We start from the raw sequence: 11,198 nt of genomic DNA on the forward strand, positions 1-11,198 counted from the left end.
GCCGATGCCGATCGCGGTGAGTTGCCACAAGCCCAGCACGCGGCGGAAATCGCCACGCGTGCCGGCCTCCGCCTGCAACTGCTCGACCGTCTTGTGGCGCACCAGCTTGCTGAAGAATCCCATCGCCTGCCCCTGAGTTAAGCAAGCGGCGATCATAGCGAATGCATGGGCAGGCACACAGCGCGGTGCAACACGGCAGCTGCCGGACCGCCGAAATGCCGCGCAAATCCGCCAGGGCGGGCACCGCCCGCCGCTTTTAGCCGAAGGACGGTGCCGACCCTACCGCAGCGAAGCGGTTGCGGATTCAGCGGGAACGGTGGCCACGCCGGCGGCGGCGCCGGCCGACGACGGGCGCAGCCACAGCAGCGCCATCGCACTGAGCCCGAACACCACCGCGATCGCCAGCGCGATATGGCCATCCAGATGGCCGATGCCGAACCAACGCCCGCCGAGCAGCGGCACCGCGGCCGTGGCCAGCACGCGCGCACCTTCCGCCCACGGCGCCCAGCGCCGGCCTTCCATCAGCGCGCCGATCACGCACAGGCCGGCGACCAGGTAGACCGCATAGCCCAGCAACGCCGGCAGGCTGGCCGTGCCGGCCATGCCGAGGAACTGCGTGGTCATGCCCAACAGCAGCGCGAACTGCAGCAGCACGTAGAGTTTCAGCGGCTGCGACAGCGGCGGATCGAAGCGCTCGCTTGGCAGCACGAAATCCGGCTTCGGGTAGCGCGCCGCCACGTCGGCCGGACGCCAGCCCGGCGGCTTGATCCACACCAGCAGCTTGTCGCGCCAGCGCCGCGCATGCCACGCGTCCACCGCGGTATGCCAGTACACCTCGGCGTTGGCCCACAGCGGGTTCCAGCTGCGCAGCGGCGAACGGGTGCCGTACACCGGCGGGTCGGCATCGTCTTCCTCGACGAAGGTGCCGAACAGGCGGTCCCACACGATCAGGATGCCGCCGTAGTTGCGGTCGAGGTAGCGGTCGTTCACGGCATGATGCGCGCGATGGTTGGACGGCGAGCAGAACACGCGGTCGAACCAGCCGAGCCGGCCGATCTGCTCGGTGTGCACCCAGAACTGGTACAGCAGGTCGATCAGCGCCACCGCCACGAACACGCTCACCGGGTACCCCAGCAGCGCCATCGGCAGGTAGAACAGCCAGCCCAGCAGGCCGCCGGTGGCGGTCTGGCGCAGCGCGGTGGAAAGGTTGTAGTGCTCGCTCTGGTGATGCACCACGTGGGCGGCCCAGAGGATGTTGACCTCGTGCCCCATGCGGTGCAGCCAGTAGTAGAGGAAGTCGTACAGCAACAACGCACTGAGCCACACCCACCACGCCTCGGCCGGCAGCGCGAACAGTGCCAGGTGCTGCGCGCACCACGCATACACCCCCACCGTGAGCAGCTTGAGGAATACGCCGGCCAGCTGCGAGATCACGCCCAGCCCGATGCTGCTGATCGCGTCGTGCGTGCGATACGCCGGGCGCCCGCGCAGCCTGGCCACCAGCAGCTCCACGCCGATCAGCACGAAGAACACCGGCGTGGCGAAGGTGATGACGGCTTCGGCGGAAATCATCGTGTCACCCGCGCCACGGGCTTGCGGGGCAGCCGGGGCGCTGGATCAAGCAGCGAGCGAACCATGGGTATCTCCGCGACGGGGCGCAACATTCCGGCCCGATCATAGCCATGCGTGAGGGCGTCGGGGGCTGTCGAGAATGGCCCGGCTCGACCGTCGTAAGCGAACCGGCATCCGCCCGGATGCGTCAGCCCGAGGGGAAGCTGTTCACACCATGACACCTGCTCGCCAGTCACTTTCGACATGGATATCTAAACCCGTGGGTATGGTATTGTGCCGCCCATTCCGCCATCCGCTCAGGTCGCCGCCCTTGTCTCGTTCCCTCGTATTCAAGGCGCTCGCGCCGATCGCCCGGAGCACGCAAATCCTTGCGCTTGTCGCGGCTCCGCTCTGGCTCGCCGGATGCGCCGTCGGCCCCGACTACCAGCGTCCCGATTCCCCCCGGGTGGATCGCTATACCGCCCAGCCGCTGCCCGATGCCACCGCCACTGCCCAGGTCGCTGGCGGCGACGCGCAGCGTTTCCTGCAGGGTCGCGAGGTGCCTCAGCGCTGGTGGACCGGCTTCGGCAACGATGAGCTGAGCCGTCGCGTACGCATGGCGCTGGAGCACAGCCCGACCATTGCCTCGGCCCAGGCATCGCTGCGCCAGGCGCAGGAAAACGCGCTGGCCGCGCGCGGCGGTTTGTTCCCGGCGGTGGATGCCGGTGCCGGCGTCACCCGGCAGAAGCAGTCCGGCGAGGTGCCCGGCAATGGCAACGGCGTGGGCCCGTTCAACCTGTACAACGCCTCGGTCAGCGTGAGCTACACGCTGGATCTGTTCGGCGGCGTGCGCCGCGGCATCGAGGCCCAGCTGGCGCAGAGCGACTACCAGCGCGCGCAGCTGGATTCCACTTATCTGACGCTGGCCGGCAACGTGGTCACCGCCTCGCTGCAGGAAGCCTCGCTGCGCGAGCAGGTGCGGGCCACCGAGCAGATCGTCGACTGGCAGCGCAAGACGCTCGGCATCACCGAGAAGCAGCAGCAGTTCGGCGCCACCTCGCTGTCGGACACGCTGGCGGTGCGCTCGCAGCTGGCCACCACCGAGGCCACCCTGCCCCCGCTGCGCGCCCAGCTCGCCGCCACGCGCAACCAGCTGGCCACCTATCTCGGCACCACCCCGGCGCAGCTGGAAGCGGCGCCGCTGACGCTCGACGCGATGACCCTGCCGCAAGACATTCCCGTCAGCCTGCCTTCGCAGCTGGTCGACCAGCGTCCGGACATCCGCGCCGCCTCGGCCCAGCTGCACGCGGCCTCGGCACAGGTCGGCGTGGCGACCGCGGCGATGCTGCCGCAGATCGCCCTGTCCGGCAGCGGCGGCTCGCAGGCGCTCCACGCCGGCGACCTGTTCTCCGCCGGCACCGGCGCGTGGTCGCTCGGGCTCAACCTCACCCAGCCGCTGTTCCGTGGCGGCGAGCTGCTGCACAAGAAGCGTGCGGCCCAGGCAGGGCTGGATGCGGCCACGGCCGACTGGCAGCAGACCGTGCTGGTGGCGTTCCAGAACGTGGCCGACGCCTTGCAGGCGCTCGAGTTCGATGCGCAGACGCTGGCCGCCCAGGCCACCGCCGAGAGCGCCGCGGCGCAGCGGCTGGACCTCACGCGCCAGCAGTACCAGCTCGGCGCCACCGGCTATCTCAACCTGCTCGACGCCGAACGCAGCTATCAACAAGCCCGCATCACCCTGATCCGGGCACGCGCGGCACGACTGTCCGACACCGCCGCGCTGTACACCGCGCTCGGCGGCGGCTGGCGCCGTGACGCCGACGCGAGCGCCCCGGCGTCCGCTTCTTCCACACCTTCCACCGCATCCAACTGAGGAGTTCGCGCATGACCACGCGCGTCGAAAAAAAGCCGAGCCTGACCAAGCGCATGATCTGGACGATCGTCGGCGTGCTGCTGCTGATTGCCGTGATTGTCGGCATCAAGGTGTTGCTGGTGATGCGGATGATCCACTCCATGCCCAAGCCGGGGCCGACCACGGTGAGCACGGTGAAAGCCACCGAGCAGAGCTGGCAGCCGTCGCTGAGTGCGGTCGGCACCCTGCGCGCCGCCAACGGCGCGGACCTTGCGATGGACGTGGCCGGACTGGTCACCGAGGTGCACCTCAAGTCCGGTGAGGACGTGAAGCAGGGCCAGCTGCTGCTGCAGCTGCGCGACGGCGACGATGTCGCCCAGTTGCAGCAACTGCAGGCGAACGCGCAGCTGGCGAAGATCACCTTCGACCGTGCGCGCAAGCAGCTCGATGCGCAGGCCATCAGCAAGGCCGACTTCGACAGCGCCTCGGCCGACTACACCGCACGCCAGGCGGCGGTGGAGCAGCAGAAGGTGGTGGTGGCGAAGAAGCAGCTGCGCGCGCCGTTCGCCGGTCGCGCCGGCATCATCACCGCCAGCCCGGGCGACTATCTCAATGCCGGCACGCCGGTGGTGACGCTGCAGCAGCTCGACTCGCTGTACGTGGACTTCAACGTGCCGCAGGGCGAGCTGGGCCGGCTGAAGGTGGGCCAGCCGGTCAACCTCACGCTCGACGCCTACGCCGGGCGTAGCTTTTCCGGCACGCTCAGCGCGATCAACCCCAAGGTGGATGCCGGCACCCGCAACGTGCAGGTGGAAGCGACCGTGCCGAACAAGGACAAGACGCTGAGCCCGGGCATGTTCGCCAAGGTCAGCGTGGACGTCGGCAGCGAGCGCAGGCAGCTCACGCTGCCGCAGGCGGCCATCGTCTACAACCCGTACGGCGACACCGTCTACGTGGTGCAGCCGGCCAAGGGCAAGGACGACCAGGGCAAGCCCAACGCGCCGACGGTGAAGCAGGCTTTCGTCACCACCGGTGACACCCGCGGCGACCAGGTGGCCATCCTCAAGGGGATCAGCGCCGGCACCGAGGTGGTGACCAGCGGCCAGATCAAGCTCAAGAACGACGCCCCGATCACCGTCGACAACTCCGTGCAGCCCGCCAACAGCGCCAGCCCCACGCCGCAGGAGCACTGAGACAGGCCATGAAATTCACCGACCTGTTCATCAACAAACCGGTGCTGGCGATCGTCGTCAGCCTGCTGATCCTGGTGCTCGGCGTGAAGGCGGTATCGAGCCTCACGGTGCGCCAGTATCCGGAAACCGAGAACGCCACCGTCACCGTCAGCACCGCGTACTACGGTGCCAACGCGCAGACCATGGCCGGCTTCATCACCCAGCCGCTGGAGCAGGCGATCTCGCAGGCGCAGGGCATCGACTACCTGTCCTCCACCAGCGTGGCCGGGGTGTCGACCATTACCGCCACGCTGCGCCTGAACTACGACGCCAACCGCGCCCTCACCGAGATCACCACGCAGGTGAACTCGGTCAAGAACCAGCTGCCACCGCAGGCGCAGCAGCCGGTGCTGACGGTGCAGACCGGCGAGACGATCGACGCGATGTACATGGGCTTCTACAGCGACGTGCTGCCCACCAACAACACCACCGACTACCTCGCGCGCGTGGTCAAGCCCAAGCTCGACTCGATCGAGGGCGTGCAGACGGCGGAGCTGCTCGGCGCGCGCAACTTTGCCCTGCGCGCCTGGCTGGACCCGGCCAAGATGGCCGCCCGCGGTGTCACCGCGAGCGATGTCAACGCGGCGCTCGCGTCCAACAACTACCTGGCCGCCGTGGGCTCGAGCAAGGGCCAGGCGGTGACGGTGGACCTCACTGCCGACAGCGATCTGCACACCGTGGATGAGTTCAAGCAGCTCGCGGTAAAGCAGGCCAATGGCGCGATCGTGCGGCTGCAGGATGTCGCCACCGTCACGCTCGGCTCGGACAGCTACGACTTCAACGTGGCTTTCAACGGCAAGCGCTCGGTGTTCATCGGCATCAAGGTGGCGCCGGATGCCAACGTGCTGGACGTGGCCAAGCGCGTGCGCGATGCCTTCCCCGACATCCAGCACCAGCTGCCCAGCGGCCTCACCGGCGAGATCGTCTACGACGGCACCGAGTTCGTGAACAGCTCGATCGAGGAGGTGGTCAAGACGCTGGTCGAGGCGCTGGTGATCGTGACGCTGGTGATCTTCCTGTTCCTGGGCAGCCTGCGCGCGGTGATCATCCCGGTGATCGCGATGCCGCTGTCGCTGGTGGGCACGTTCTTCGTGATGCTGGCGCTGGGCTACTCGATCAACCTGCTCACGCTGCTGGCGCTGGTGCTGGCGATCGGGCTGGTGGTGGACGACGCGATCATCGTGGTGGAGAACGTCGACCGCCACATGAAGGAGGAGCACAAGACCCCGCTGCAATCCGCGCTGCTGGCGGCGCGCGAACTGGGCGGACCGATCATCGCGATGACCGTGGTGCTGATTGCGGTGTACGTGCCGATCGGCTTCCAGAAAGGCCTCACCGGCGCGCTGTTCACCGAGTTCGCGTTCACCCTGGCCGGTGCGGTGACTGTGTCGGCGGTGGTGGCGCTGACGCTGTCGCCGATGATGTGCGCCAAGTTCTTCCGCAGCGGGCAGGACACGGGCCGCTTCGTGCAGTTCATCGACCGCCAGTTCGAGCGCGTGCAGCACGGCTACAAGCGCCGGCTGCACAGCACCCTGGCGACCAAGTCTGTGGTGGTGGTCATGGCCGCCATCCTGCTGCTGGCCACCGTCGCGCTGGGCGTTACCGCGCAGTCGGAGCTGGCGCCGGAAGAAGACCAGGGCATCGTCGCGGGCCAGATCGTGGGTGCACCGAATGCCACCGCCGAGCAGATGAACGTCTACGCCACGCAGATGTTCAACGCCTCCAAGTCGCTGCCGGAATACGAGCAGATGTTCCAGCTCACCGGCGTGCCCAGCACCAACCAGGGCATCGGCGGCGTGCTGTTCAAGCCGTGGGGCGATCGCAGCCGCAGCGCGCATGAGTTGCAGCAGGTGCTGCAGGCCAAGTGGAACGGCATCGCCGGCGGCCAGGTAGCGGCGTTCCAGTTCCCGCCGCTGCCGGGCGCTTCCGGCCTGCCGATCCAGATGGTGATCACCACCACCGAGCCGTTCGAGAACCTCAACGAGGTGGCCAGCCAAGTGCTGGCCAAGGCCCAGGCCAGCGGCAAGTTCTACTTCGTCGACTCCGATCTCAAGGTCGACAAGCCGCAGGCCACCGTGTCGTTCGACCGCGACATGATCACCTCGCTCGGGCTTACCCAGCAGGACGTCGGCTCGGCGCTCGGCTCGGCGCTGGGCGGCGGCTACGTCAACTACTTCTCCATCTCCGGCCGCTCGTACCGGGTGATCCCGCAGGTGCTGCAGGCCGATCGCCTCAACCCGGATCAGGTGCTGGATTACTACATCAACACCCCGAGTGGCCAGGTGATCCAGGCCTCCACCGTCGCCAACATCACCCACGAGGTGGTGCCACGTTCGCTCAACCATTTCCAGCAGCTCAACTCGGCGACCATCTCCGGCGTGTCCGGCATGTCGCAGGGCGACGCGCTGAAATACCTCAGCGACCTGGTGAAGGAAGTGGCCCCCAGCGGCTATACCGTCGACTACGCCGGCCAGTCGCGGCAGTTCGCACAGGAATCGGGCGGCTTCGGCGGCACGCTGCTGTTCGCCGTGATCATCGTGTTCCTGGCGCTGGCAGCGCAGTTCAACAGCCTGCGCGATCCCATCGTCATCCTGGTCTCGGTGCCGCTGGCGCTGTTCGGCGCGCTGATCTTCGTCAACCTGTTCACCAGCCTCAACATCTACACCGAGGTGGGCCTGGTGACCTTGATGGGCCTGATCAGCAAGCACGGCATCCTGATGGTGGAATTCGCCAACCACTCGCAGCTTGCCGGCATGAGCAAGCGCGAGGCGATCGAGCACGCCGCCGCTGTGCGCCTGCGCCCGATCCTGATGACCACCGCCGCCATGGTGCTCGGCGTACTGCCGCTGGTGATCGCCTCCGGCGCCGGCGCGGCCGGCCGCTTCAACATGGGCCTGGTGATCTCCACCGGCCTGGCCATCGGCACGCTGTTCACCCTGTTCGTGGTGCCCGCGTTCTACCTGCTGCTGTCCACTGATCATCATGGTGGCCACGCCGAAGGCGAGCCGCAGCCGTTGCTGGGGGCCTGATCGCACGAAGTCGATTCGCAGGGCGGAAAACGGAAAAGGCGCGGGCAACCGCGCCTTTTCTTTATCGACACACCAAGGTGGTTTGGGCTCACGATCCCCTGCGCTCACCAGGCGTTTGTCTTCGCCCCTACGCCCTCGGCACGCGCGCTATGCGCCACGCCGCTTCCAACACCGCCCGTTACACCTTCAGTTCCGCCTGCGTAACTCATACACCCTCAAATCCGCCATGTAACACGGGCACCGTGGGACGCGAAAATCGCTAAGAGAGTCGCGTAACCACCTGACAGCGCGTAGAAATTCATCGCTTGTTCGCGGCATCGAGAGCCATGCATACTCGGTGCAACACCCCAAATGTGGGGTCTACTAAGCGTTAGCGTGCTATGGGAACTGCGGATCACTCCATCGTCTCTTTCCGAATTTTCGGAGATGACCTCGTTCCTTCCGAGGTAACGAGCCTGCTGGCATGTGAGCCAACCAAGGCCTTCGCAAAGGGCGATGTTCGTATTGGCTCCACGACCGGCAACCGATACGTAGAAAGGACTGGCCGGTGGAGCCTCACAGCCGAAGACCGATACCCCGAAGACATACCGGCCCAGATCTCTGAGGTTCTCAGTAAGCTGTCCGAAGATCCGGCGGCTTGGGCCTTGCTGCGGTCGCGGTTTACGATGGACTTCTTCTGTGGTGTTTTCATGGGCACGTCCAACGACGGGCTAGAGTTTTCCCCGGAGCTTCTTGAAAAACTCTCCTCGCGTGGCATCTCGCTTAACCTGGATATCTATGACGCTTGCGAAGATTGAAATGCACGGTACGCACGCTAACAATTCGTCCAAGCGGACTGGCGGAAAAGCACCGCCAGCCGCTTAACTCAGGCGTTAGGCGTCATGAACCGAGTCTCTCTCATTCTTCATGCACTGGGTGTAATGGCTGTCTTGGCGCTCTGTGTGGTCGCCGCATCGCAGTCGGTTTCGTACTACGGTGCCGAGCCTTTTGCATTTACATATAGTCGCAGTGCAGTGGCCTTGCTCTGCGGCTCATTTGCAGCAGCGCATCTCTGTCTGGTTGCTACAAAGCGCCTTACCTACTTAGTTGCTCTGTTCTTCTATCCGCTGTGCTTATTGCTTGGGTTGGCAACTGAACTTGTTGCAAGGGGTAGCGCCAAGGGTTGGGCACCAGCGACCACCGTCGAGGCATTCTGGGCAAGCCTTATCGGGTACAGTGTGCTGGCTGCATTGGTCTCTGTCTGCGCAACCTCGTGCTATCGGTCGTTTGCCCGTGGCCGCCGCGCCAATGCCTAACCACTCGTTCGAGGCGGACGGCTTCGCCGCCGCTTAACTCAAGCGTTAGGCACTCAATGCGCACCTGGTCCTTGATTGCGATTTTGTCTCTTGTAGCTGGCATCGCTCAGGTGCTCTGGGTACTTGGGAACGTCTTCGGCGTGAGTGTCATGGCATGGAAAGCCGGCTCTTGGACGCATGCAATTACTATTGGGGTTCAGTGGGTGCCAGTCTTCTTTCTGCTCTCACTCGCATTTATCGCGCTTGGGGTTGCTTCTGCACGCTACTTGCGCCCGTCCGCCGCTCGGGCGTTCGGATTGGTCGGCGTGAAACTGCTAGTCTTCGGGAGCATCCTTTGGGCAGGGCTGTTGCTAAGCCCTTTCATCGCTGTAGTCCGGCGGTAGCTGTGCCTAACAGTTCATTCGAGCCGGACGGCTGCGCCGCCGCTCAATTCCAGCGTTAGAGGGCGACAACCGTGTTCATCGATCCAGACGTTATTGCCAAGATAGCTGGCCCGACACTGTCGCTTGTCCTTGGCGCTGTGCTCAAAAAGTACACCGAGGCACGTTCACGAGTCGTTTCTTTCCTCGGACACGTATCGGCTTTCACACTGCAAGACGAGCAGCATACGGTCGTTCACACGCATAGCGTTGTAGTGCGCAATGCGGGTCGCCGTGCCGCGCGTAACGTCCGGCTTACGCACGGAGTGCTTCCACCCAACGTTACGATTTACCCACCAGTCCAACATTCTATTGAGCGCAACTCTGACGGCTCCGGCGAAATCGTCCTCCCCGTTCTCGTCCCGAAAGAGCAGGTAACGGTTTCATATCTGTATTTTCCGCCGCTCCTTTGGAATCAAATCAACAACAACACTAAATCTGACGAGGGTTTTGCAAAAATCATCAATGTCATGCCGGTACCACGGCCGAGCAAGGGAGTTATTGCGGCCGTTTGGCTGCTCGCATTTATTGGGGCATCATTCGTCTTGTACTGGTTGGTCCGGCTGGCGATCTATGCCCTCTAACCAGTCATTCGAGGCGGACGGCTGCGCCGCCGCTCAATTCCAGCGTTAGCCGGCAAGGGAAGCCCATGGTCATACCCCGCAAGATAGTTCTCGCTTTGCTGGTAATTGGCTGTGTCGCTTGCGGCCACCGTGACCTTCGAGGTTCTGTCACGTCGTCGCCAGACGGCAACACATATTTAGTGGTGTCTGATGACAATGGGGGTCACTGCGGCCCGCTCTCAGTTGATGGCAAGATTTGGGCGTATCCCATCGGGGCGCAGGGCCAAATTGAGCCTGGAAAGCATGTCATCAAATGTGGTGGCGAGATTTCATTTAGCATTCCCGCGCACAGCGTCTTTAAATTCGACTATTGGGGGCCGTAGCATGCCGGCTAACATTTCGTTCAAGGCGGACGGCTACGCCGCCGCTCAACTCCAGCGTTAGGCCCTTGGAGAAAGATCATCATTCTTTTCGCTGCTATCGCCCTCGCGCAGCTCTCCTCTGCAGTGGCGCCGCTTACTAAGGCAGAGATCATCAAGCTGGCAAAAGACCGGGCTGTCAGTTACTGCAGTCGGAGCATGCTCGGGCCTTACACCAAGGTCGGTTGTGAGTATTCGGCAGATTTCGACGGCAAGACGTGGGGCGTCATGGTTCACTCCATCTACAAAGATGCTCAAGGCACAGGTGTAGCCGTCTCAGGAGCCGACAGGATCTATGTCTTTTCGCCTCAAGGTGCGTTGCTACAGGAGCACTATGGCCAGTAGCCTAACCACTCGTTCAAGGCGGACGCGCGTACCGCGCGCCGCTTAACTCCAGCGTTAGGCCTTTTGCGTGCCCACAACCAACCGGAACCTGACATCGGAAGAGCATCAGCTCGTCCGCTGGCTGCTGGAACACGGCAACCCCGGCGCAGTGGCGTTCCTGCCGCAGCTCGAACAGGCGCTAGTGACTCCCTGGCGGTGTGCCTGTGGCTGCGCGAGCTTCAACTTTGCTGTCCCCGACAAGCATGCCCGGGAGGGTGGCATGCATATTCTTAGCGACTTCCTCTTCGGCTCTCCCAGCGAACTCAGTGGCGTTTTCGTCTACGAGCAAGCAGGTATTCTCTCCGGGTTGGAGGTTTATGGCCTTGCTGGCGAAGCTCCAAAGACGCTACCGTCCATCGGGTCCCTCAGGCCTTTCTCCGATGCCACTGGTCCGGCCTAACCACTCATTCAAGCGGACGCGCGTACCGCGCGCCGCTTAACTCAAGCGTTAGGC

Annotated in this window: 7 protein-coding genes; 6 read left to right on the forward strand and 1 reads right to left on the reverse strand. The window is 64.3% G+C overall.

What is annotated here, in order from left to right; all coding sequences use genetic code 11:
* Nucleotides 1-279 precede the first annotated feature (279 nt).
* A complete protein-coding gene (locus VFG40_RS16205; protein ID WP_324899410.1) occupies nt 280-1,572 on the reverse strand; it encodes a sterol desaturase family protein in 1,293 nt (430 codons plus the stop codon).
* A 310-nt stretch (nt 1,573-1,882) separates the two neighbouring features.
* Here VFG40_RS16205 and VFG40_RS16210 point away from each other — a divergent pair, with 310 nt between their 5' ends.
* The 6 genes from VFG40_RS16210 to VFG40_RS16235 all read left to right on the forward strand — a co-directional run bounded on the left by VFG40_RS16210 (nt 1,883) and on the right by VFG40_RS16235 (nt 11,144).
* Nucleotides 1,883-3,424 (forward strand): efflux transporter outer membrane subunit, encoded by a 1,542-nt coding sequence (locus VFG40_RS16210; protein WP_324899412.1) that lies wholly within the window; start codon nt 1,883-1,885, stop codon nt 3,422-3,424.
* 11 nt (nt 3,425-3,435) lie between these two features.
* Entirely contained in the window at nt 3,436-4,596 is a 1,161-nt protein-coding gene (locus VFG40_RS16215; RefSeq protein WP_324899414.1) for an efflux RND transporter periplasmic adaptor subunit, read from the forward strand.
* Between the two features lie 8 nt (nt 4,597-4,604).
* Nucleotides 4,605-7,664: an efflux RND transporter permease subunit gene (locus tag VFG40_RS16220; protein ID WP_324899417.1), complete on the forward strand. Its 3,060-nt coding sequence runs from the start codon at nt 4,605-4,607 to the stop codon at nt 7,662-7,664.
* Between the two features lie 380 nt (nt 7,665-8,044).
* Nucleotides 8,045-8,461: a DUF4279 domain-containing protein gene (locus VFG40_RS16225; RefSeq protein ID WP_324899419.1), complete on the forward strand. Its 417-nt coding sequence runs from the start codon at nt 8,045-8,047 to the stop codon at nt 8,459-8,461.
* A gap of 952 nt (nt 8,462-9,413) precedes the next feature.
* Nucleotides 9,414-9,962, forward strand: coding sequence for a hypothetical protein (locus tag VFG40_RS16230; RefSeq protein WP_324899421.1), 549 nt, complete (start codon nt 9,414-9,416; stop codon nt 9,960-9,962).
* Nucleotides 9,963-10,772: 810 nt separating this feature from the next.
* Entirely contained in the window at nt 10,773-11,144 is a 372-nt protein-coding gene (locus VFG40_RS16235; RefSeq protein ID WP_324899423.1) for a hypothetical protein, read from the forward strand.
* The last annotated feature ends 54 nt before the right edge of the window (nt 11,145-11,198 follow it).

Source organism: Dyella sp. (assembly GCF_035685805.1).
Lineage (GTDB): Bacteria > Pseudomonadota > Gammaproteobacteria > Xanthomonadales > Rhodanobacteraceae > Dyella_A.